We start from the raw sequence: 24,009 nt of genomic DNA on the forward strand, positions 1-24,009 counted from the left end.
AATAATTGGAATTCTTTATAAATCCATGATTCCACCAAGACATTATGCGATTATTAATTCAAATCAAACACCAGAGCACTCTCAATCATCAATCAGCTTTCATAAGAAATAACTTATGAAAAGTATAATTACTGGATGGTAATGGTATAAGTCGCCACGGCCGTGAAATTCCCGGTTTGCTGATGATTAGCATTCGGCAAATAACGTAAGAACCAATACCACGTTTGTGCAAAATGGCTTTCGTTACCACTTAACGCTGCGCTATAAATCATCGGCAGTTTTTCACCAAATTTTTGCCAGTCTCCTCCTTCCGCTTTGGTGGAAAAACGGATCGCCATATCGTCGATGGACGTCGCTAGCGCCGTATCATCATTATTCGACAGGCTGCCGGCACTGAAAGTGATGTCGACGTTGTAGTTATTGCTGCCGTCATCCCGCAGCGGCGAACAGGACACTTCAATTGGCGTGACCTGCGCCTGTCCCAGTGTGACTTCCTGATTGCCCGATTTGGGACGGTAGAGCGTACCAAAATTAACCGTGCGGTTTTGTGGTGTCCTTAGCGTGCAGCTGGCTTGCGTGGCAATCGATGGCGCGAGCAAACCGCTGTTCAACACATCTAACTGTTGCTGCCTTGTGCCTTGCGACTCCAGGAACATCGCTCCGCCGTCGCTTAATTGCAGCGTGCGCTGCGACTGTATTGGCGTGTTGTTGTTAATTTTCACCAGTTGCGCTTTCAGTTTAAAATCGAAGCGTTTCCTGCCCTCACCTTCACGCCCAATCGAACAGTGCGCGGATTGTCCGGCCGTTATCGCGCCCGAACCAACGCATTGACCGCCTTCACTTGTATCCTCCGCAAACAGGCGCACCCCAATACCGTTAACATTGGTTGCCAGCACATCACGACCGGGACCAATCCAGCTCAGCGCGCCACTCTCTTTCAATCCGATTGACACCGGCGCACTCAGCGGTCCCTCGCACAACACCCCAATATCCATCAACGTATGGGGGGCTTCACCAATGGCAGCAAACTGTGGCGTTGCCGCCGGGATTTTAATTAGTCCATTAAGCGGTTGCTGCTCACTGCGCGTGTAGCTGCATCCTGCGGGTAATGCTGAGAGCGCCAGGCTCTGCGCCATGGCGCTACTGCTTAAAACGGCGGTTATCAGGCCACTGAATAACGTGCCTTTAACGATAGCGTTAGCCATGTTAAGTTCCCTCTCTGTTCTGGCAGACGTTCTCTACCTGCAACGGCACGCCGTCAATTTGATTTTCACTGGCGCTTTTCAGATTGAAACTCACCCTGCACGATGCGTCTGCACCCCGCCCCCACTGCACACTCAGCGTGCCGCTGTCTGGCATCCCGGAGATGTAGAGCAATCCTTCATCGCCCACAATGCTGCCGTTATTCTGCTCACCTTCATCCAGCAACAGGTTGGCGGTGGCGCCAAACGGCACGAAGTCACCGTTAGCTTTACGTAACGTCATCATTACCTGGTGACCGCGCTGGGTTTTGAAGTCAGCCAGCACCACAGCGCCGCGCGTTGGCGTCACCGACGTGCTGGTTTGATCGAGGGCGACGTTGTTGCCTAAGCCCTGCGGATCGAGCGAAATGTCGGTGCGACGATACGGCGACATATACGGCATCACTGCGTAGCCGCGCCAGTCGGTTGAGAGACCGGTTTGGTTGTTCACTTTGATGTTGGCTGCGCCAGGTGCTCGCACCAAGGCAACGGTGTCGCCTAGCTCTTGAGCCAGTGTAATGCCATACGGATGGGCGACAATTCCACCGCGCAAGCCATAGTTGATTTGTTCCTGCGCGTGACTACGGTTATATCCCGCAGACACGGTGCCGCTGTTACCACGATAGGACGCTGAAAGATTGCTGGTGTTACTGTCATTGCCCAGCGTCTGGCTCAGGTTGTAGTTGAGCTGGTTATCAAGTGCGTTGCCGCTCAAACCCGCCTGCTGCGTGGTTCCCTGCCCTTTAGTGTGTGCCATGCCATAATTGAGTTGCATGGTGTTGCGCGAATCACCAGCCAACCAGCGGCTCAATGGCACTGAAGCAGTCAACGCCAGGCGACGATCTTCTTTACCGCTATCACTGTCCTGTGATTGGCTGAGATTCATGCCATAACTGATGCCAAACACGTTGGTGTTATAGCCCAACGTATAAGTGCGAAGATTGCCCGGTTTATTCCAATAATCACGCTGGGAACCTGATACATACATCGAACCGATGTCACCCAACGACTGGTTCACCATCAATTGGAATTCACCGCGCGGACGATAATTACGATTAAAGCCGCCATCAATCGCATCCCCAGGGTTGGTCATTGCATCCTGCAAGGTGTAATAACCTTCGGTGGAGTAGCGATAGGCCGCCAGCGATACTGAAGTGCCGGTATCCACAATACTGCGTGAATAACGCAGACGATAAGATTGCCCCTGGCTCTTTTCACCGTTTGGCAAGGTAGCGTTGGATTGCGTGATGTCGGCAGATACTGCACCCAAGCGGCCAATGCCCAAACCGACACCAACGCTAGCCGACAGATACTCTTTCGCCAACTGCATGCCGCCGTACACGGTGATGGCATTCGGCAAGCCGTAGATTAGCGTACCCTGCACAAACTTAGCCGCACTGGCGGAAATCGCGCCGCCGCTATTACGCAACTTGCCAATGGTCATAGCGTATTTCAGTTGCCCTTCGCGCTGCATGATGGCGATGGACGAGTAAGGCTGAGAAAACGTACGCTCGCTGCCGTCGTTTTCTTTGATGGTCACTACAAGATCGCCGCTCAGCGATGCCGGATAAAGGTCGTTAATCTCAAATGGGCCGGGCGGCACGTAAGATTGATAAATCGTGCTGCCATTTTGACGAATAGTGACTTCCGCGCCTGATTCCGACACGCCACGAATCACTGGTGCAAAACCGCGCAAACTATCAGGCAACATACTGTCATCAGAAACCAGTTGTCCTCCCTGGAACTGCACACTGTCAAATACATCAGCGGGCGTTGCAGTATCACCGAGCGTTAGCTGGCCTTTGATGGCGTGAATATCGCGTTGCAAATACGTGCTTATCACATCGAAGCTATTGCTATTGTTTCTGGTTGAGGATCGTTTTTGATACGTAGCGTAACTTCGTAAGCGCCAGGCACCGAAATTGACTCCCCCACGTAAATTGGAATACAGGGAATCATTTGCACTAGCGTTTAATCGACCGGGATCACGAGTGTGGTTGCCTGTAATTGCATAATTAAGTAAAGCAGCGTGCAACCCCTGTTGCCAGCTTGAAGGATCTGCTTCTCCCTGTGCACGACGTTTCATTAATAGTTGTGGAATTGACAGTTTTAAGCGTTGCTCAGAAAAGAGAAAATCACTTCGTGCACTAGGAATATAGTCACGAATATCTTTTATCACCTCATCATTGGCGCGATCTGATAAGCCATTAACAGCGTTAGTGCGCACACCAAATTGCTCATATTGCGCACGGGTGAATTCTGGCAACAATTGCTTACCGTCACCAGCGATGAAGTTGACTTTTTCATCACCAATGAATTGGTCATTAATATAGAGTGATACGCGATATTCACCTGGCAACTGCGCACCTGATGAAAAATGGCTGAGGTCTGCTACATCACTATTAACATCTTGCCCCTGCATAGAGAGTAATGCCGGATTAAAATACTCATCAGCCAATACTGTTCCGTTCAGGCTAAGAAAAACACCTCCAGTAAAGATTGCATGACGAACAAAAAAATTCAGTAATTTCACACGCAAGTTAGAAGGAATATATTTTTCGTTATTATTTTCTTTATTATTTTCTTTATTATTCTTACGCACGCAACTCTCCCCTGGCGTACTAATCGCCGGCATTCTACGCAACTATCTTATATTTTTTTATTCTCTTCAGGCAGAACACCACCTAAATCGTTGACAGCCTGATAGCGAACAACGTTACTAACGGCTGAATGGGGTAGCTCATAAGTCTGCTGCCCTAAAGGAGGAACCATAGCAGATATATTTTTCAAATTTTCCCCACCCAATGAAACTTTATTAAGTGTTATATGATAAGGCGTTGGGTTTTTAACGATAAGTTTTTCACCCTGACGTGTAAAAACCAGATCCTTGTAGGCAGTAGAAGGATTTCCGGCAAGCCCTGCTGGACGATAAAAAAGTTTTATCCGAAGAACATAGGCAAATGATAGTGAATTACTTTGATCACTGGGTTTAACTCCTGCAGGAATAGCTTTAACATTTAACCAGTATGCGGACTCTTTATCAGTGGCTAAATCTCCACCTGAGCGTACAACTCTTAGGGTGTTTTTTCCATTATCCTGACGATAAAGGGGTGGCGTTATGATAAATGGTGGCTTAGTTTTATCATTTTCATCATAAGCAGTTATCCATGATTGTGCTAAAAAAGGTGCATCTTTTGCACTATTTATAACACTAAACGTTGCTTCATTGTTTCGGCCATCATAGATGACTCTCGTGCTACCTAAACTAAAACCTCCTTCTCCATTATTTGCGAGAGCATCAGTTATAATCAAAGGACTTAATACCAATAAACAAGCAACTGTTTTACATAAAAAATTCATCTTTCTCTCCCGATAATAAGAACCAAAACAACAACTAAAAACTTTCATTAGTAACCTTAGGAATGAATCTGATGCATTCCTAAGGCATACTTGTTGATTTAAAAAACGCCGTGAGTTCCTCAAGGCGTTTTTATTTTATTTCATGCTGCCATAAATTTATTGCGTAATCAGCGTTACAGTCGCTGTTGAAGCAATAGAACCAGCAACTGGAGCTGCACTACCAACCCGATAAGCACGGATTTTAGCATTAACAGTTGCGGTGCCAGTACCAGACACTGCATCAGCGGCAACAGAACCACCATTTGCGACTAAGGTATCGTTAGCATCGGTGATACCAAACAGCACGCCCTGCGCATCTCCAGTGTTGGCAATATACTGACTGTTAGTAGCATCTGGAGTGAAGTCAAATTGAACAGCCACATCAGTTACTGTATTTGGGCAATATGCCGCGTCAAATTGCAATGCCTCTTCTTGGACGCTTGTACCAATCGAAGCAGTGTTTAAATCAGATGCGCCAACATTGTCCAGATTAATAGTCCGAGTCATTTGGCTGACAGGAATCTGGCAACTACCATCAGTGATGGCACCAGAAAAAGTAATTGTTCCGTTATTGGCAGCAAATGCAGATGCAGAAGTCATGCCCATAACCAAAATAGCGCCTAATACAGATTTTTTAAATTTCATTTTATATTCCCCTAATTAAAATTATTATTGAACAGTCATAGTCACGTTAAACGTACCATTATAGCTGCCTGGCACCACCGTTGCGCCGGTACCTTCTGGGCCATTACGTGTCATGCGGTTCAAACGGGAATATACAGTATAGCTTCCAGAACCATTTCTAATATTTACAGTGCGAGTATCGCCATTCTTGATATAAGAACCCGCATAAATAGCCATACCCACACCACGTACTGATGCACCAGGTAAATCAATATATTCTTTATCAGTTCCTGATTGAGGCGTATAATCAAATGTTAAACCTGCAGCACTGACATTAGTTGGGCAATTTTGAACTCGGAAATTAACAGGCATTCTGTGTATCTGAGCGTTATGAGCTAATCCGTTGACTTCTGCTACGTTAAATTCTGGGAAAGAAATGGTTTGAGTGTGGCCAACTAATTCGCATGTTGACTCTTCAACAGTACCGGTAAAACTTAATACACCCGAGGTTGCAGCATTAACACTGCTCACACTTGCTGCCGAGATCGCTGCGAATGTCATCAATGACAAGATTTTTTTGTTCATTATTACGAACCCTTTTCAAAGTTAGAAAATTAACAAGGGAAAACTGCATGAATTTTCCTTTGTTTTTTACGTGGTACAACCAATAAAACTTTGCTGTGCGAATTATAACCATCGCTTCTTGGTGAAATAATAATACCCATTACCCTCCCCGCCTAACACAAGAGCACTCTCAATTCGGTGAGAAAACCCTAAAAATAAAACATAAAAAAACGCCACACTATTTAGCGTGGCGTAGAGGGAATGAGTCAGATATTTTCCTCAAGGTGACGACAGCCCCCTGTCGACGTAGGGTAATTAAGAGTTGATTTTAATATCAAAGATTAACGTCGCGCCGGCAGGAATAAGATTCTCTACCCCCGCATCGCCAAAGGCTTTCTCAGCTGGCAATATCACTTCGACTTGGCTGCCTTTCTGCAATTGGCTTAACACTTTGGTTAAGGCCGGTAATAAGGAATCCAGCTTCACGCGCTGCACCTTATTATCCTTGCCGCTGCTATCGAATACCGTGCCATCCGGCAAGCGCCCGGTGAGCAGAATATCTACCGTACTTTCTGCATTAAGTTTCTCTCCTTTACCGGCTTTGCTCACCACATAATAAGCACCATCCAGTGTTTTCACGCCTTTACGCTGTTTGGTTTTCTCAATCAGCGCCTTACCGGCTTTTAACTGTTTTTCACGCTCTGCCGCCTGGGTTTTCTGCTGTTGTTGCAGCTTGTCATTAAGCGTGCCATCCAGCTCGGTGACCAGTTTGGCGACTTCGTCACTGTTCAGTGCCACGCGCTGGCTAAAAGCATCTTTTATCCCCGCCAGAACCATCGGACGATCCGGCTCCACACCAAGGTTTTGCTGCGCGCGCAGGCTCTGCACAATGTTGCTGGCGAACGCCACGCCGTTGGCATAAGAGAGTTTCTGCTCATGGCTTTCTGGCGCCGCGCTTAGCTGCATGGCTTGCTGCTTAGTTAATTGCTCACGTAATGCTGCCCGCTGATCCTCGGCTTCCAGCAGCGTGATTTGCAGCTCAGCAATTTTATCCTGGTGCTGTTTCAACTCAGCCAATTGCGCAGCGTCGGGTTTTACAACCTGATCTTGTAATGCCTGCTTTTCTACGCGCTCTGCTTCCAGCTGATTGCTCAGCGCAATCACCACCTGTTCTTTTTCTTTCAGCTTATCGGCCAACGTTGATTGCTGCAGGGTGTGGGTATCCACCTGCAGCTGATGTGCCGCCAATAACAGTCGCAGATCATTTAACTGCTGCTGCGAACCGGTGTGCTGATTTTCGCGATGCGCCAACTCTTGCTGTAAAGCCACTAATTGCTGCCGTTGTGTTTCAACCGTGGCTTGGTCAGCGGACAAGGCCGCTAACTGCTGTTGCAAGGCTTGCTTCTCAACTTGATGTCCGGCCAGTACTTCTTGATTGATGCGCTGCTGTTCGCTCAACGATTGCTGCAACTGTTTGAGCTGCTGCATCTGCTTCACATGATTAGTAGTGGCCGGTTTGAGCGGCTTGTTCTTTGCGGGTGCTGGCTTTATCCATGGGTTTACCGTTTCAGTATCCTCAAATAATGAATACGGAATCGTGCTATCAGAACTAAAACCCGTCAGCGACGGCGTGGCTAAACTGGCAGAAGACCACAAGGTTGTCGCCACGGCCAAGCCAATCAGTGATCGGGGGAATATCGGTTTCATGGCAGTACATCCTCATGAGGTTTGACATATTGCTGCGTGAATTGCTGCGCCAGTTGGCGCGCCTGCGCCGCCTGGCCATTACGCGTGGCAGCGGCATACATGCGCAGCTTCATCTGCTCAGCAATAGTAGTCAGGTGCGGATCGCGGCTGTTTTGTACCGCCACGTGGTACCAGGCGTAGGCCTGCAACGGATGTGTTTTAACACCTTCACCGGCTTGATAAGCACCGGCCAGATTGAACTGCGCCAGCGCATTACCTTGTTCGGCCGCTTTGCGATACCAGCCTGCCGCCAGCGCGGTGTTTTTCTTCACGCCAATTCCGCGACTGTAGGCCGCTCCAACATCGTTTTGTGCTTGTGCATCGCCCTGCTGCGCAGCATGCAACAACCAATTAAATGCTTGCTGGGGATCCTGTATCAGCGGATTACCGCTGCGATGGTAGCGAGCAAGCTGCTGTGCTGCTGTGCTGTTACCTTGCTCAGCCGCATGTTGCAGCCACTGCTTGCCCTCACGCGGCTGGCTATCTAGCAGCAACATGCCGAGTTGATATTGCGCCTGCACCTGGCCACTTTCGGCCGCAGCTGTCAGCAACGGTTGCGCGGCATCACGCTGACCGGCAGAAGCTAACCAGCCACCATATTGTTGCTGAGCACTGCGCGCGCCGGCAGCGGCTTGTTGACGTGTGCTGTCCATCTGCTGGCTGAAGTCGCGCAATAATCGAGGTTCGGCGAATTGCGGGGCGCTTGTCTGGTTCAATTGCGATTGCGGTGGATTGTGTGCAACACAACCGCTCAACAGCACGCTAACAGCGAATAATGGGAACAAGGTTTTCATAGTTACATCACTCCCCATCAGCCTGCGCCAACATGGCACGGAACAATTCGCTATGAATGTTTTGGCAGCGTTTTGCTAACTCGGCCTGATAAACGCTGTCGAGCGTGGCTTGCATATCCGTATTGAGCTGCGCGCGTGTTAAGAGATATTTAGCGCTGCGATCCAGTAAACCGTTAAGCGCGCTATGTTGTGTTTGATAACGCGCCAGATCGTAATGTGCCAACGCCGATAGTTCAGACTGACAGCGCTCAAGACCTGGCAGCGACGCGTTTTGTAACGCAGTGGTGTGGTGTGAAGCCATGGCTTCATGCCGCGAAATGCAGCCAGTTATCATCGCAATACTGCCGATGACCAAGCTGAGTTTTAAATATCCGGACAATTGCATAACAATAAGAGTTCCAGTCGATTGGGGGCTAATTAAACCTCTCGCGTATATCTGCTGGCGCTTTTATTTTTCGCATGGCTTCATAACGACTCATCGCCATGATCCGCGCAGGCATTATTTTTTGACTTTCATGAAAATAAAGGCAATAGCATGCCAACCCAATAATTTTAACGTAGGGTAAATTTTCATTTACAATCAAAAAGCAACAGTATTATTTTACGGAAGAAGCGTAATGTTCATGCTCAAGCGTAAAGCTTCCAAGTAAAAAGAAAAACGAGAGCACTCTCAAATCAATCAATTATTTTTTATAAAATCATTTCCCAACCGATATAGATTGTATGTAATTCATCATTACGCTGTTAATTTCATCTAATAAGAAATTTTTTGGTGAGCAGCGTCAATTAGATAGCAAAAAAGGATGACATCATCCGACAAGCGCGGTAGTTTTCGGCCGCGGCAACACGGATGTGATGCGCTAAAAATCGTCAGTCATGCCATACAGTTGCCAAAAGTGCAGTACACTGATTCTTACCCCCTATTTGATAAATAAGAGTGTTTGTGGATGAAAACATTCCGTCGTAAAAACGTCTCTATTGCTTTGTTAGATGATCACTTTTTGGTATTACGCGGGCTAAGTGATGTACTGAAAGAAAATCCTGACTTTGAAGTGGTGGGAACCTTTACCAGTAGCAAGGAATTGCTTGATTGTATTAAAAAAACCTCAGTCGATGTGGTTATAGCTGATTATGAACTCGCGCCTTCAGATGTTGATGGTCTTAATTTAATTAAAACATTGTCGAGATTGCATCCCAATATTGCCGTGCTGGTGGTTTCGGCCCATTACAATCCTGCCACCGTTGCCTTGGCATTCCGCGGGGGTGCCAAAGGCTTTATTGGTAAAAATCGACCGTTTGAAGAGATTCGCAATGCTGCGTTGGAAGTGAGCCGTGGCCGTACTTTTATCGAACCACAAATGGCACAAGAGTTGGCGAATCAACAGCGCCATGGTGAAGCGCTGATCAATGGAAATTTCAGTGAAGAAAACATGCGTCAGGCCGTGAGTTTATCAGCGCTGTCACCCAAAGAGCAGGAGGTGATTCGCTGTTTCCTCACCGGCATGACGGTAACGGATATTGCCGAGAAATTTAACCGTAGTTTGAAAACCATCAGCGGTCAAAAACAAAGCGCCATGCGAAAACTGGGACTAAAAGCTGACCACGAACTGTTCATCATCAAAGAAGAATTACTTAAATCACTGCATTTTTAAGCGTGTCGCTCCACTGATGAGCTAACTCTTCACTGACCGTAATTCCTGTGCGCAGTTGGCCTTCTATCGTGGCAGCCAACTGCGCCAGCTCATTCATTTGATAAATTTGCGCAGTACCGCGTAGACGATGAATATGATGCTGCATTAGCCGTATATCTACGTTCAGACTGGCGTTATTAAACCCGCGCACATCCGCTTCCAGCCATACTTGTAATTCCTGTTGATTCGATTCCAGCCTGATTTCACGCACCTCATTAGCCGATGCCAGGTGGCACCAACGGCGCAAACATTGGGCTAATGTATTGAGCAATATCGGCTTACTTAATACCACATCGAAGCCACTCTCTTCACATTGCTCATAATGCGCATCATCACTCATCGCTGAAATGGCCACCACTGGCGTCGCTTCATTACCGCGCTCACGTTCAAGTTCGCGCAGGCGCCGGGCAATGTCATAGCCACTGATATCCGGTAAGTTGGCATCCAGGAGAATGACATCGTAGTAATTCTCTTCTTCCAGCAAAGTCAGCGCTTGTTGTCCATTTTCGGCTAATTCAACCTGACAGCCCAATTCTGCAAGTTGCGCCTGCAAGGTTCGCTGCGCGGCTGGATGGTCTTCAACCAGCAGAATCATGGTTTCTGTGACAAAACGCGGTAATGCGGCTTCGACCACTTTGGCCTTAGCGGCACAGGGACGAAGCGGTAATTTCAGAATAAAGGTGCTGCCTTCTCCAGGCTGGCTATAACAACTCAGTGCGCCTCGCATCAACGTGACTAACTGCTGTGAAATCCATAAACCGAGTCCGCTGCCTCCATAACGTCGCTCTGCGCCATCATCGACTTGCGTCCAGGCATCAAACAGGGTGTTTTGTGCCTCTGCCGGAATGCCAATGCCAGTATCTGCCACTGCTAAAGAAATCATGCAGGTATTGTCGGCAAAATATTCTCCATCAAGCGTGATGGAGATGGCGCCATTTTCAGTAAACTTAATCGCATTAGACAGCAAGTTATTGATAATTTGCCGTAAACGATGCGGATCGCCGAGCATCCACTGTTTGTTGAGCGGCTCTTCAATAGAGATCACCAAATTCAACCCTTTCTCCGCCATGATGGGGCGATAACTATCGCAGATGGTATTGATCAGTTCGCTGAGGTCGAAGGGTTGACTATCAATGGTGATGCAATCCGCTGACAATTTGCTGTGATCAAGAATATCGTTGAGCAGATCCAATAAACTGCGTGCGGAAGAGGAAGCTAAGGCTAAATATTGCTCTTGCTGATGCTCATTATCAGTGCGTTTCATCAACTCCAACGAGGCAATCATCGCATTCATCGGCGTGCGAATTTCATGGCTCATCATGGCAAGAAATTGGGTCTTACGCGCGTCACTGGCCATGGCACGCCGACGATGAACCACTGCGCGTTGTAACAACCAACCGAGCAATAATACCAGCAGGCAAAAGGTCATGATTTCCCACTGGTACAGCGAAAAAATCACCCCCATTGATGGATAACCTAAGCGCAAATCACCGACCCAACGATCAAACATCGCATTGGCATCTTCAGCAGGCAGCGCGGCTAATGCTTTATTGATAATACTCAGTAATTCAGGATGTTGTGCGCTTACCGCCATCGTCATGCTGGCAAAAAGTTCTGGAATTTGTCCCGCCAGCGCCAGCTTGTGCGAGTAATAACGCCACAATAACGGCCGCATCACTAAACTGGAGCCTAATCCGACATCCGCGCGATTTTCGAATACCGCCTGAAAAACCTCGCGCATGTGATCAACTGGAATTAAAACAATATCGGGGCGGTTTTCTCGTAGCCAGCTTTCATAGAGCGTGCCACTGCGCACGGCAACGCGTTTCCCTTGCAGTTGATCGAGTGAATTAATCGTTGCGCCATCGTTATGAGTAATGACCGACGCGCTAGTGGAAAGCCAGCGCTCACTAAAAGACCAGTTGCGGAGATGCTTCGCAGAGAGAAATTCGGGCGCTACCGCCGAAACCAGCAGCGGTTGCTGCCCAGTTTGTTGTGCTTGCACGAAGTGCAATCCGGTGATTCGGCTGATTTTATCCAGATAATCGCGGCTCAGACCGATGTGTTCCCCTTGATCCAGGTAATCAAGCGGCCAACTGGCAATAAAATGATAAGGAACAGTAGAGTGCGTAGCGATCCAACGCTGTTCATCCGGCGTTAAAAATATCTGAGCAGCAACTGAAGATGAAGGGAGCAGCAGGCTTGCCAGCAACAGCAAACCTGAGAGCAATGTGCGCATAACGTATTAACTCGGCTAGAGAAACCAAACGCCGCGCAAAATTTGTTCCGGCGCAGCAGATTAAGCCGGATATTTGATGCAAATTTCAGCACACTCTCTACGAGAGCACTCTCGAATTTGCGATGAGTCTTAAGGAATAAGCAGGGATAATTGTGATTGCCAGCTTGTCAGCATCGGTTTTTCGGGCAGCTCAGCGTGGCGTAAATGCGTTTCGATTTTACCAGCGCAAACTGCCAACTCATCAAGCTGGTACATCTGCGCGACACCGTAAATGCGATGGATAAAATGAATCATGTGTTTGGTATCACGTTGCTCGCAGGCACCTGCAAAATTATCCCGGTCCTGCTGCAACCAGAGTTTGACCTCATCACTGAGCAGCATTGGCGCTTGAGGTTCATTTATCGCATGGTATTGCCCCAACTTTTCCGCCAACTCTGCCAAACGTATCGGTTTTACCAACACATCATCCATGCCACTACTGAGGCAACGCTGGCGATGCTCCAGACTGCTGATGGCCGAAATCGCCACTAACGGCGTGCGATCGCGTTGTTGCTCCATTTCAAACCGACGGATTTGTTCGGCCAGCCAGTAACCGTCTTTGCCCGGCAAGTTGCAATCCAGCAGCATGGCATCGTAGTAATTCTCTTCCTCCAGCAGTTGTAGCGCCTCTTCAGCCGTTGCCACCATTTCATAATGACAATTTAGCTGTGTGAGCTGCGCAGCCACGACTTGCTGGTTGGCAGGGTGATCCTCAACCACCAAAACAGACAGCCCGTTCGGTAGTGCATTAAGAGGCCGCTGTTCTTCAATTTGCAGGTCACTATGCGTTTGTTTTAGCGGCAGAATGCAAGTAAAGGTGCTGCCAATTCCTAATTCACTTCTAAGTGTTAAATCTCCTCCCATACGTTTGGTCAGCGTGCGGCATAAATAAAGTCCTAATCCGCTGCCACTGCGAATGCGGCCACCACGGCTTTCAGCTTGCTGCCAAGCCTGGAACATCCGTTGTTGGTCGGCTAGCGCAATACCAATACCAGAATCTTCTACCGCGATTGTCAGCGCATCAGGTAATCCAGGCTCACTTTGCCAATCTGCTTTCATCGTAATGCTGCCGCTGTCAGTGAATTTGACCGCATTTGACAGCAAATTATTGATAATTTGCCGCAAACGATGCGCATCTACTTCCACCCAAAGATGTTCCAGTTTTGGTTGTATCACCAATATTAGCTGCACGTCTTTACGTTCGGCTGATGGACGGTGGCTATCACAGACTGCGGTTAACAGCGTGCTGATATCACAAGGCGCAATATTGAGGGGGATTTGCTGCTGGGTGAGTTTTGTATGATCGAGGACACTGTTCAGCAGTTCCAGTAAGTCCTGCGACGACGAAAGCGCCAGCGCCTGATATTCCTGATGTTTTTTGGCCGGTGCCGGTTGTTGCAGCAATTCAAGTGAAGCGATGATGGCATTCATTGGTGTGCGAATTTCATGGCTCATCACGGCGAGAAATTCAGATTTACTTTTTTCACTGGCCTGCGCTCGGCGACGCGCGACAACGGCGCTGCGCAATGCCAACAATAACAAGATGAGTAAGGTGGCAAAAATCAGTAACTGGTATCGATAATGTTCAATAATCACACCAATTGACGGTGTGCCTAAATCAACGATCCCCACCCAACGTTTGAAAATATTTTGCGCATCAACGCCATTTATGGTGGTAAATGCCGTGTTGATAATATCCCGTAACTCTGGATTGGCAGGATTAATGGCCATGCTGATGCCACTTGCCATTTCCGGCACTTGACCGGTAACGGCCAAATCCCCCGCATAAAACCGCTGCAAAATCGGCAGGATAATCAAACCAGAACCTATCACGACATCAATCTTGCCCTCTTCCACTGCACGCAATGCATCGCTAACGTTGGTGAAATCCACCAAATCAATTGCAGGATAATGCTGACGAATCCACGGCTCATATTCTGACGACTGCGCGATACCCAGTCGCTTGCCGCTTAACCGATCGATACTTCGAATATCCACTGTTTCCTTACGTCCGACCAACATCGGCATGGTTTGCATCCAGGATCGCGTAAACAACCATCGCTGTTTTTCCTGCGTGGGGAGAAGATCTGCGCTTACCGCAGCATTGAGCATTGGTGGATTAAGTAGCGCTTCTTCGGGAGGGACATATTTGAAATGCAGGCCAGTACGTTGGCTAATTTCATCAAGAATGGTGCGGCTTAGCCCAATAGGCTGACCATTTTCACGGTAGTCCTGCGGCCAGCGATCGGCAACCGTATAAGTAATACCCGGATGCGCCTTTATCCATGCTTGTTGTGCTGGTGTTAAGGCAATAGGTTCAGCCTTCGCCACTTGCAGTACGACCAGCAATATCAACATCAGCCACTTCATTCGCTTTCCTTTTGCGCACCGCTTGTAATATTGGCAGTTTAGCCGCAATGAGAAAAAATCGGCAGCGGGATTAATCAGCTGAATTCAGGCAAAAAAAAGCCCCGCAACATCTGTTGCAGGGCTTTCGTGAAGCGAGTGCTGAAAATTATTCAGCTGGCTGCGTACGAATCAAATAATCAAACGCGCTCAGTGAGGCTTTGGCGCCTTCACCGCTGGCGATGATGATCTGCTTGTACGGCACGGTGGTGCAGTCGCCCGCGGCGAATACGCCTTTCAGGCTGGTTTCGCACTTGGCGTCGATAATGATTTCGCCCATTTTAGTGCGTTCAACTGCGCCTTCCAGCCAGGTGGTACTTGGCAGCAAACCGATTTGCACGAAAATACCGCTCAGTGCGATGTCGTGGCTGGTTTGCGTGTTGCGATCGATGTAAGACAAGCCGGTGACTTTGCTGCCGTCGCCTTTGACTTCGGTGGTCTGCGCGTTAAGGATTACATCGACGTTTTTCAGGCTGCGCAGTTTATCCTGTAACACTTTATCGGCACGCATTTCACCGGCGAACTCCAGCAGCGTCACGTGCTCAACCAAGCCAGCCAGATCGATAGCCGCTTCCACGCCAGAGTTACCGCCGCCAATTACCGCCGTGCGTTTGCCTTTGAACAACGGGCCATCGCAGTGTGGGCAATAGGTGACGCCTTTGGTGCGATACTGTTCTTCGCCCGGCACGCCCATGTTGCGCCAGCGTGCGCCGGTGGCAATGATGATGCTGCGTGATTTCAACACCGCGCCAGAAGCGGTTTCAATTGCGTGTAAACCGCCCTCTTTTGCCGCTGGGATCAGCTTGATAGCGCTTTGCGTGTCGATAACATCGACATCGTAATCATCAACGTGCGCGCGCAGTGAACCGGCCAGCTTCGCACCTTCGGTTTTTGGTACTGAGATGTAGTTTTCGATGTCCACGGTATCCAGTACCTGTCCACCAAAACGTTCGCCCATCAAACCGGTGCGAATGCCTTTACGCGCCGAATAGATAGCTGCAGCTGCGCCCGCTGGGCCGCTGCCGACGATCAGCACTTCATAGGCATCACGTTTGTTTAGCTCTTCTGCCGCACGCTTATCAGCGTTGGTGTCCACTTTACCGACGATTTCCGCCAGGCTCAGACGGCCTTGACCGAACTCTTTGCCGTTGAGGAATACCGCCGGTACGCCCATCACGTTGCGATCGGTGATTTCGTTCTGGAACATGCCGCCGTCAATCGCGGTGTGGCTAATACTCGGATTGAGGATCGCCATCAGGTTCAGCGCCTGCACCACATCAGGACAGTTGTGGCACGACAGCGAGTAATAGGTTTCGAAATGGAAGTCACCTTCCAGCGCCGCCACTTGATCCAGCAGGCTTTGCGCTTCTTTCGAAGGGTGTCCACCGGTTTGCAGCAAGGCTAAAACCAGCGAGGTAAATTCATGACCCATTGGCGAACCGGCAAAACGCGGGCCGCTGTTGCTGCCTGGATTGGTAATTAAGAAAGAAGGTTTACGAACCGGACGATCGTTCTCTTCACGGAAGCTGACTTTTTCAGACAGGCTCGCGATATCGGCCAACAGAGAGCGAATCTCCGCAGATTTGGCGCCATCATCCAATGTGGCAATCAACTCAACCGGTTTAGTTAGTTTCTCAAGATAGGCCTTGAGTTGGGTTTTTAAATTGGTGTCGAGCATAGTGAGTTCCTGTCATGAAAATCGGGTGCCGTAGCACCCGATTGAGAAAGATCGAATGGCGTGGTGTTGACTTAGATTTTGCCAACCAGGTCCAGTGATGGAGCCAGAGTTGCTTCGCCTTCTTTCCATTTAGCCGGGCAAACTTCACCTGGGTGAGAAGCCACGTACTGGGCTGCTTTCACTTTACGGATCAGGTCAGATGCGTCACGGCCAATGCCTTCAGCAGTGATTTCGATAGCCTGGATGATGCCTTCTGGATCAACGATGAAGGTACCACGGTCTGCCAGGCCTTCGTCTTCACGCATGATTTCGAAGTTACGGGTCAGTGCGCCAGTTGGGTCACCGATCATCGCGTATTTGATTTTCGCGATGGTGTCAGAAGAACCGTGCCAGGCTTTGTGGGTAAAGTGCGTGTCAGTAGAAACGGAGTAGATGTCTACGCCCAGTTTCTGGAATTCTTCGTGGTGATCGGCCACGTCGCCCAGTTCGGTTGGGCATACGAAGGTGAAGTCAGCCGGGTAGAAGAAGAAAACACTCCATTTACCTTCAACGTCTTTCTCGGTGACTTCGATGAATTCGCCGTTTTTGAACGCTGCATTTTTAAATGGTTTGATTTTGGTATTAATGATGGACATGGTGACCTCCGTTAAAAGATGTGATGCAGGCTACAGAATTTTCGGGCCAACTTCTAATACGCAGACGTTATCAATCAGATAACTAAAAGCTATCAAAGCGCCGACACCTGATTTCATGCGGCTCGCGCGGGCATTCTACACAGAAAAAGCGCTGATTTAACAGGCTTTATCTTTTCGTCCCGCTGCTGCTATTTTTTAGGAATGCGGACGGTCACCATAAATGGCGACCCTACAGAGAGCTGAGCCGTTTTCGTAGGGTCGCCATTTATGGTGACCTGGCAAAGCGTCAATCAATTCTGTGAATGGAGTGCCTGAGTGGATATACGTTTATTTGAGGAAACCGATCGCCCGTTTTTGCGCACGCTATATCTGGCGGCGCGGCGCCATAACTGGACGTGGCTGGATGGCGCACATTGGCAATTGGAAGATTTTGATGCGGTGATTTTGGGCGAAACGGTTTTCGTCGCCGAAAATGACGGTCATCGCATGGGATTTGCCGCTGTGCTGGATAACGACAATTTTCTACACAGTTTGTATGTCGATCCCGCAACGCAGGGGCAAGGCGTGGGCAGCGCGTTACTCACGCATGTGCAATCACGTTTCAGCTCGACCGGCGCGTTGAAATGCCTGCAAGAAAATCAGGCGGCACAGGATTTTTACCTCAAACACGGTTGGCGACGGGAAGCGACTGGCGAGAGCGAACAGGGAAAGTACGTGTTGATGCATTTTCCGCTGGCCAGACGCGCCAGCGGAAATCGCTAAAATTAAACCGCGCGGAAAGCGATATCAGCCGGAATAACGTCGCCCTGCCAATACAACTGCGCCGCCACGCGTCCAGCTAGCTGGCGATAAAGCGCGGTAAATTCATTGTCAGGACGACGCACTACCGTCGGCTCGCCATCATCCAGATCTTCACGCAGCATAATGTGCAGCGGCAACTGCGCCAGCAAGCGGGTGTGGTAATCCTCCACCAGCTTCTGCGCGCCACCGGTGCCGAAAATCGGTTCGTGATGGCCGCATTCGCTACAGATGTGCATGCTCATGTTTTCGATTACCCCCAGCACCGGCACGCTGACTTTCTCGAACATCACCATGCCTTTACGCGCATCGATCAGCGCAATATCCTGCGGCGTGGTCACCACCAATGCACCGGTCACCGGCACGTTTTGTGCCAGCGTCAGCTGAATGTCACCGGTTCCCGGCGGCATATCCAGAATCAAATAATCGAGATCCGGCCACATGGTTTCGTTCAGCAACTGCATCAGGGCTTTGCTGGCCATCGGACCGCGCCACACCATGGCGTTGTCATCGGTCACCAGATAGCCAATCGAGTTGGTTGCCAGACCGTGCGCCATAATCGGCGCCATATGCGTGCCGTCCGGTGAGGTCGGGCGCTGGCTTTCAGTACCGAGCATATTGGGAATCGAAGGACCGTAAATATCGGCATCAAGAATGCCGACGCGCGCGCCTTCGGCGATCAACGCCAGCGCCATATTCACTGCGGTGCTGGATTTGCCCACGCCGCCTTTACCGGAACTCACCGCGATAATGTTTTTCACGCCGTTGGCACCGGGATGATTTTTTACCCGCTTCAAAGTGGCAATGTCGTGACGCAACCGCCAATCAATCGCACTGGCTTGAGTTAAACGCAGCAACTCGGCGCTGGTTTGCGCTTTCAACTCTTCAAACGCGCTGGCCCACGCAAACGGCATCACCAGTTCGATGTGCAGCTTGTCATCCAGCAGCGCGACATGGCGCAAGGCTTTCAGCGTGGTCAGATTATGTTGTAGCGTCGGATGTTCAAATTCACTGAGCACGCCGATAACCACGGCACGCAGCGCTTCAGGTGAATGGTGTTGCTGGGATTGAGAAGTCATCCCTACTCCTTGTTATTTTCATCACGCCAGATTGCGGCGATATCTGTTCAATAATATCAGATAGGCGTTAAAAGTGACGTGTCGCCGCAGTTGTGTTTACGCCAGAGGGTGCTTCGGTTACCATCTAGCTCGCATTTTTTCATCAATGGAACGCTACGCAATCATGACTAAAGTCGCTAAAAAAATTCTGGTAACGTGCGCTTTGCCGTACGCAAACGGTTCAATCCATCTCGGTCACATGCTTGAACACATTCAGGCTGACATTTGGGTCCGTTACCAGCGAATGCGTGGCAACCAGGTTCACTTCATCTGTGCAGATGATGCGCACGGCACGCCGATCATGCTGAAAGCGCAGCAGTTGGGCATCGCGCCAGAGCAGATGATCGCTGAGATGAAGCAGGAACACGAAACCGATTTTGCTGGCTTCGATATCAGCTACGACAACTATCACTCGACACACAGCGAAGAAAATCGCCAGATGTCTGAGCTGATCTACGGTCGTCTGAAAGAGAATGGTTTCATCAAGAATCGCACCATTTCGCAGTTGTACGATCCAGAGAAAGGCATGTTCCTGCCGGATCGTTTTGTCAAAGGCACCTGCCCGAAATGTAAATCACCGGATCAATATGGCGATAACTGCGAAGTGTGCAGCGCCACTTACAGCCCAACTGAGCTGATCGATCCTAAATCAGTGGTGTCTGGTGCGACGCCAGTGCTGCGTGATTCAGAGCACTTCTTCTTTGATCTGCCGTCGTTCAGCGCGATGTTGCAAGCGTGGACGCGCTCAGGTGCGCTGCAAGAGCAAGTTGCTAACAAGATGCAAGAGTGGTTCGAATCTGGCCTGCAACAGTGGGATATTTCCCGTGATGCGCCGTACTTCGGCTTCGAAATTCCAGGTGCGCCAGGCAAATACTTCTACGTGTGGCTGGACGCGCCAATTGGTTACATGGGTTCATTCAAAAACCTGTGCGACAAACGTGGCGATCTCGATTTCGATGAGTTCTGGAAAAAAGACTCAATCACCGAGCTTTACCACTTCATCGGTAAAGACATCGTCTATTTCCACAGCCTTTTCTGGCCAGCCATGCTGGAAGGCAGCAACTTCCGTAAGCCGACCAACCTGTTCGTGCATGGTTATGTGACGGTGAACGGCGCGAAGATGTCCAAATCGCGCGGCACCTTTATTAAAGCCAGCACCTGGTTGCAGCATCTGGATGCCGATAGCCTGCGTTATTACTACGCGGCTAAACTCTCTTCACGCATCGACGATATCGACCTGAATCCGGAAGATTTCGTGCAGCGCGTGAATGCCGATGTGGTCAACAAAGTGGTGAACCTGGCTTCGCGTAACGCTGGCTTCCTGACCAAACGCTTTGGCGGCAAACTGGCGAGCGAACTGGCCGATCCGGCGCTGTATCAGACCTTCGTGGATGCGTCTGAGAAGATTGGTGAAGCTTGGGCAAGCCGCGAATATAACCGTGCGATCCGCGAAATCATGGCGCTGGCTGATTTGGCCAACCGCTACGTTGACGAGCAGGCACCTTGGGTGGTGGCGAAGCAAGAAGGCCGCGATGCCGACCTGCAAGCGATCTGCTCAATGGGCATCAACCTGTTCCGCGTGTTGATGACCTGGCTGAAGCCGGTGTTGCCTTCATTGAGCGCGCGTGCCGAAGCCTTCCTGCAAAGCGAACTGAGCTGGGATGCGATTGCACAACCGCTGCTGGATCACGACGTGGCACCGTTTAAAGCATTGTATGGCCGCATTGAAATGACCAAAGTTGAGGCGCTGATTGAGGCTTCAAAAGAGGACGCCGCAGCCGCTAACAAACCAGCGGCAACCGGTCCGCTGGCCGATGCGCCGATTGGCGACACCATCACCATTGATGATTTTGCCAAAGTCGATATGCGCGTAGCGCTGATCGAGAAAGCCGAACTGGTTGACGGTTCCGACAAACTGCTGCGCCTGGAGCTGGATCTGGGTGGCGAGAAGCGTCAGATTTTCTCTGGCATTCGCGCGGCGTATCCGGATCCGTCGGTGCTGGTTGGCAAGATGACGATTATCGTCGCTAACCTCGCGCCGCGTAAAATGCGCTTCGGCATTTCTGAAGGTATGGTGCTTTCTGCGGGTCCAGGCGGCAAAGATTTGTTTGTGTTGTCAGTTGATAGCGGAGCCGTGCCGGGGATGCCGGTTAAGTAGGTGCGCTCTTCCCCTCACCCTAGCCCTCTCCCGCAGGCGGGAGAGGGAACCGTTTAATGCGGTTTGCAAGAACGGTATTCTATCTCAACAATTTGCACCGAATTCGCCTCAGCTCCACCTAATAATCCCCTCTCCCACTTGTGGGAGAGGGCTAGGGTGAGGGAAATTCATCTCCTCACTCACCTCGCAGCACCAACTGCCGATAAATCTCCTCCATCACCGCATCAAACTCCTTGAAGACCTGATTATCCCAAAAGCGAATCACTCTCCAGCCTGCACGCAACAAACACGCCGTGCGCTGTTCATCATAAATTTTCGCTTCATCTTCATTGTGTTGCCCACCATCCAGCTCAACAATCAGCATCCGTTCTATACAAGCGAAATCCACGATATAGCGTCCAATCTTGTATTGGCGGCGAAACTTAAAACCGCACAAATGCCGATTACGTAAAAAACGCCACAATTGTTGTTCCGCTTCTGGCATGGCTTTCCGTAGTTCACGCTGCCGCACAATGCTATGGCGCATCCTCACCTCCTTGTTTTGGCGCAGCCTACGCCAATGGCAGGCGAAAAAAATAATCGGATGCAAAAGCTGGAATCTGCATTCCAATGTGATCGCTAGCACGCTATTGGCTTAATGCGTATGATAAAGCGCTACGAAAACAGGAGCCTGACATGCCTGCCGTTCTCTCTGCTTGCTGGCGCTATGTGCGCGCCTTCGTGATTATTTATGCGGCGCTGTATGCCGGAATGGGCATTTCCGCCCTGCTTCCGATCACCATTCCTGGCAGCATCATCGGCATGTTGCTGCTGTTCCTGTTGCTGGCGCTGCAAATTATGCCGGTTGAGTGGGTCAAACCCGGTTGTCATCTGCTGATTCGCTATATGGCGCTGCTGTTTGTGCCGATTAGCGTCGGCGTAATGGGCTATACCGACATTCTCACCGCGCAGTTTGGACCGATTGTCGTCTCCTGCATTGCCAGTACTTTTATGGTGTTGCTGATTGTCGGGCTCAGCGCTGAACGCTTGCAGCGCCCGCAGGAGAAGCCACATGACTGATGCATGGTGGTCGCTGCCTCTGACGGTTATCGCCTATTTTGTCGCGCGCAAACTGGCAGCGAAAATCAACATCTCCATCGTCAATCCATTATTGGTGGCGATGGCGATTGTCATTCCCTTGTTGCTGCTCACTCATATGCCCTACGCACGCTATTTCGCCGGCAGCAGTTTTTTAAACCAGCTACTGCAACCCGCGGTGGTGGCGCTGGCGCTGCCGCTGTATGAACAGATGCACCAGATCCGCGCCCGCTGGAAAACCATTATCAGCGTGTGTTTCATTGGCAGCATCACCGCGATGGTTTCGGGCACCGCCATTGCGCTGTGGATGGGCGCGACGCCTGAAATTGCTGCGACCATCATGCCGAAATCGGTAACGACACCGATTGCCATGGCGGTATCCGGATCGCTGCACGGTATTCCCGCTATCAGCGCCATTTGCGTGCTAATCGCCGGCGTATTGGGTGCGGTGTTCGGCCATATGCTGCTCAATCTATTTAAAGTGAAAAACAAATCATCGCGCGGATTGGCGATTGGCAATGCGTCACATGCGCTAGGCACCGCGCGTGCCGCTGAAATTGATTATCAGGAAGGTGCGTTTAGCTCTCTGGCGCTGGTGATTTGCGGCATTATCACCTCGCTGCTGGCACCGTTCCTTTTCCCGTTACTCATGCATTGGCTGGGCTGAAACTTGCGAGAGATCTCGCAAAGTTGAAACAAGCCAATCAGCTTGCATTGTCATAGCGACTTGGATCACATATAAACCGTGAGGCGGCGCATTGCCGCTAACGTGCAACTGAGGCCATCACATCATGCATCCACGATTTACACCCGCCTTCTCCGCCCTGCCCGCTGCGTTGCAATCGGCCGTTCAGCCATTGCTGGATGCGGATGATTTTCATGGCGTGCTGCGTCCGCAAGATGTGGGGCAATTAAAACAACTCACTGCGTTGGATGATGATGCGCTGGCGCTGGCCTTACTGCCGCTGGCGGCCAGTTGTGCCGTGGCGACCGTTTCGAATTTCAACGTTGGCGCGATTTCTCGTGGTGTCAGCGGACATTGGTATTTCGGCGCCAACATGGAATTTTTGCATACGCCGCTGCAACAAACCGTCCATGCAGAGCAAAGCGCAATTACCCATGCCTGGTTGCGCGGTGAAGAGCAGTTGGCGGCGATAACGGTGAATTACACGCCATGCGGACATTGCCGCCAGTTTATGAACGAACTGAACAGCGGCACCGCTATTCGCATCAGCCTGCCGGGACGCGCAGTGAGCACGCTGGGTGATTATCTACCCGATGCGTTTGGCCCGGCAGATTTGAATATCACCGAGCGTTTGCTGACGCCGGTTGATCACGGTTTTGCCTTGCAAGGCGACGCATTGCAGCAAGCAGCCATTGAGGCAGCGAATCACAGCCACGCGCCTTACAGCAAAAGTTACAGCGGCGTGTCATTGCTTACGGCGAGCGGCAAGACGTTTACCGGACGTTACGCGGAAAATGCCGCCTTTAACCCAAGTTTGCCACCGTTACAGGCGGCGCTGATTTTGATGAATATGAGCAACGAAGCGCTAGATACTATTCAGCAAGCGGTTTTGGCTGAGTGTCAGGACAGTACGCTAAGTCAGCTGGATGCCACACGCGCCACGCTTGCCGCATTAGGATGTGAAGATTTTTCACTTACTTTAGTTTCGAAAACATCAGTTTAGTGATCCTTTTACCGCTTTTGTGACCTTCTATTAACAAAAGCTGTACATCTGCAGGAATTTTCATAGGATCGGGCGCCAGAACCTCTTCACTTCAAGATAGACTGGCGTTACCTT

The 24,009-nt window shown here is 50.1% G+C and carries 20 protein-coding genes; 6 read left to right on the forward strand and 14 right to left on the reverse strand.

Going from position 1 to position 24,009, the window contains the following annotated elements:
* Nucleotides 1-128: 128 nt before the first annotated feature.
* The 8 genes from ABDW13_RS12275 to ABDW13_RS12310 all read right to left on the reverse strand — a co-directional run bounded on the left by ABDW13_RS12275 (nucleotide 129) and on the right by ABDW13_RS12310 (nucleotide 8,669).
* Complete coding sequence (locus tag ABDW13_RS12275; RefSeq protein ID WP_343552835.1) at nucleotides 129-1,205, reverse strand: fimbrial protein; 1,077 nt, start codon at nucleotides 1,203-1,205, stop codon at nucleotides 129-131.
* Nucleotide 1,206: 1 nt separating this feature from the next.
* A complete protein-coding gene (locus tag ABDW13_RS12280) occupies nucleotides 1,207-3,876 on the reverse strand; it encodes a fimbria/pilus outer membrane usher protein (RefSeq protein WP_343552836.1) in 2,670 nt (889 codons plus the stop codon).
* Between the two features lie 14 nt (nucleotides 3,877-3,890).
* Nucleotides 3,891-4,649, reverse strand: a complete 759-nt coding sequence (locus tag ABDW13_RS12285; protein ID WP_343552837.1) for a molecular chaperone — start codon at nucleotides 4,647-4,649, stop codon at nucleotides 3,891-3,893.
* 108 nt (nucleotides 4,650-4,757) lie between these two features.
* Nucleotides 4,758-5,285, reverse strand: coding sequence for a fimbrial protein (locus ABDW13_RS12290; RefSeq protein WP_343552838.1), 528 nt, complete (start codon nucleotides 5,283-5,285; stop codon nucleotides 4,758-4,760).
* 24 nt (nucleotides 5,286-5,309) lie between these two features.
* Nucleotides 5,310-5,849 carry a fimbrial protein gene (locus ABDW13_RS12295; RefSeq protein ID WP_343552839.1) on the reverse strand — a complete coding sequence of 180 codons (540 nt, stop codon included), beginning with the start codon at nucleotides 5,847-5,849 and terminating at the stop codon, nucleotides 5,310-5,312.
* 294 nt (nucleotides 5,850-6,143) lie between these two features.
* Entirely contained in the window at nucleotides 6,144-7,535 is a 1,392-nt protein-coding gene (locus tag ABDW13_RS12300; protein ID WP_343552840.1) for an FKBP-type peptidyl-prolyl cis-trans isomerase, read from the reverse strand.
* A complete protein-coding gene (locus ABDW13_RS12305) occupies nucleotides 7,532-8,368 on the reverse strand; it encodes a tetratricopeptide repeat protein (protein ID WP_343552841.1) in 837 nt (278 codons plus the stop codon). The genes ABDW13_RS12300 and ABDW13_RS12305 overlap by 4 nt, the downstream gene beginning before the upstream one ends.
* A gap of 7 nt (nucleotides 8,369-8,375) precedes the next feature.
* Nucleotides 8,376-8,669, reverse strand: coding sequence for a hypothetical protein (locus tag ABDW13_RS12310; protein WP_343552842.1), 294 nt, complete (start codon nucleotides 8,667-8,669; stop codon nucleotides 8,376-8,378).
* Between the two features lie 646 nt (nucleotides 8,670-9,315).
* Here ABDW13_RS12310 and ABDW13_RS12315 point away from each other — a divergent pair.
* Nucleotides 9,316-10,020 (forward strand): response regulator transcription factor, encoded by a 705-nt coding sequence (locus ABDW13_RS12315; RefSeq protein WP_343552843.1) that lies wholly within the window; start codon nucleotides 9,316-9,318, stop codon nucleotides 10,018-10,020.
* On the opposite strand, the gene ABDW13_RS12320 is transcribed toward ABDW13_RS12315, so the two are convergent.
* From ABDW13_RS12320 to ahpC, 4 genes are all read right to left on the reverse strand, one after another.
* Entirely contained in the window at nucleotides 10,001-12,298 is a 2,298-nt protein-coding gene (locus tag ABDW13_RS12320; RefSeq protein ID WP_343552844.1) for an ATP-binding protein, read from the reverse strand. The two genes, ABDW13_RS12315 and ABDW13_RS12320, sit on opposite strands and share 20 nt — an antisense overlap.
* Before the next feature lie 129 nt (nucleotides 12,299-12,427).
* Nucleotides 12,428-14,707: an ATP-binding protein gene (locus ABDW13_RS12325; RefSeq protein WP_343552845.1), complete on the reverse strand. Its 2,280-nt coding sequence runs from the start codon at nucleotides 14,705-14,707 to the stop codon at nucleotides 12,428-12,430.
* A 145-nt stretch (nucleotides 14,708-14,852) separates the two neighbouring features.
* Nucleotides 14,853-16,421, reverse strand: coding sequence for an alkyl hydroperoxide reductase subunit F (ahpF, locus tag ABDW13_RS12330; protein WP_343552846.1), 1,569 nt, complete (start codon nucleotides 16,419-16,421; stop codon nucleotides 14,853-14,855).
* A gap of 71 nt (nucleotides 16,422-16,492) precedes the next feature.
* Nucleotides 16,493-17,056 (reverse strand): alkyl hydroperoxide reductase subunit C, encoded by a 564-nt coding sequence (gene ahpC / locus ABDW13_RS12335; RefSeq protein ID WP_007889514.1) that lies wholly within the window; start codon nucleotides 17,054-17,056, stop codon nucleotides 16,493-16,495.
* Between the two features lie 315 nt (nucleotides 17,057-17,371).
* Between ahpC and ABDW13_RS12340 the strand changes: the two genes are divergently transcribed.
* On the forward strand, nucleotides 17,372-17,818 hold the full coding sequence (locus ABDW13_RS12340; protein ID WP_343552847.1) for a GNAT family N-acetyltransferase: 447 nt from the start codon (nucleotides 17,372-17,374) through the stop codon (nucleotides 17,816-17,818).
* 2 nt (nucleotides 17,819-17,820) lie between these two features.
* Here ABDW13_RS12340 and apbC read toward each other — a convergent pair whose 3' ends face one another.
* Nucleotides 17,821-18,933, reverse strand: coding sequence for an iron-sulfur cluster carrier protein ApbC (gene apbC, locus ABDW13_RS12345; protein WP_343552848.1), 1,113 nt, complete (start codon nucleotides 18,931-18,933; stop codon nucleotides 17,821-17,823).
* Nucleotides 18,934-19,096: 163 nt separating this feature from the next.
* Between apbC and metG the strand changes: the two genes are divergently transcribed.
* Nucleotides 19,097-21,130 (forward strand): methionine--tRNA ligase, encoded by a 2,034-nt coding sequence (gene metG, locus ABDW13_RS12350; protein ID WP_343552849.1) that lies wholly within the window; start codon nucleotides 19,097-19,099, stop codon nucleotides 21,128-21,130.
* A 175-nt stretch (nucleotides 21,131-21,305) separates the two neighbouring features.
* Here metG and ABDW13_RS12355 read toward each other — a convergent pair whose 3' ends face one another.
* The gene (locus tag ABDW13_RS12355) at nucleotides 21,306-21,656 is read right to left on the reverse strand and encodes a DUF559 domain-containing protein (protein ID WP_343552850.1); all 351 of its coding nucleotides are present in this window, start codon (nucleotides 21,654-21,656) and stop codon (nucleotides 21,306-21,308) included.
* Between the two features lie 149 nt (nucleotides 21,657-21,805).
* Here ABDW13_RS12355 and ABDW13_RS12360 point away from each other — a divergent pair, with 149 nt between their 5' ends.
* The 3 genes from ABDW13_RS12360 (at nucleotide 21,806) to cdd (ending at nucleotide 23,895) form a co-directional block, all read left to right on the forward strand.
* Nucleotides 21,806-22,189 carry a CidA/LrgA family protein gene (locus ABDW13_RS12360; RefSeq protein WP_343552851.1) on the forward strand — a complete coding sequence of 128 codons (384 nt, stop codon included), beginning with the start codon at nucleotides 21,806-21,808 and terminating at the stop codon, nucleotides 22,187-22,189.
* Entirely contained in the window at nucleotides 22,182-22,874 is a 693-nt protein-coding gene (locus tag ABDW13_RS12365) for a CidB/LrgB family autolysis modulator (protein ID WP_343552852.1), read from the forward strand. The genes ABDW13_RS12360 and ABDW13_RS12365 overlap by 8 nt, the downstream gene beginning before the upstream one ends.
* A gap of 124 nt (nucleotides 22,875-22,998) precedes the next feature.
* Nucleotides 22,999-23,895: a cytidine deaminase gene (gene cdd / locus ABDW13_RS12370; protein ID WP_343552853.1), complete on the forward strand. Its 897-nt coding sequence runs from the start codon at nucleotides 22,999-23,001 to the stop codon at nucleotides 23,893-23,895.
* The last annotated feature ends 114 nt before the right edge of the window (nucleotides 23,896-24,009 follow it).

It is taken from the genome of Pantoea sp. (assembly GCF_039594315.1).
In the GTDB taxonomy this organism is placed as follows: Bacteria; Pseudomonadota; Gammaproteobacteria; order Enterobacterales; family Enterobacteriaceae; genus Pantoea.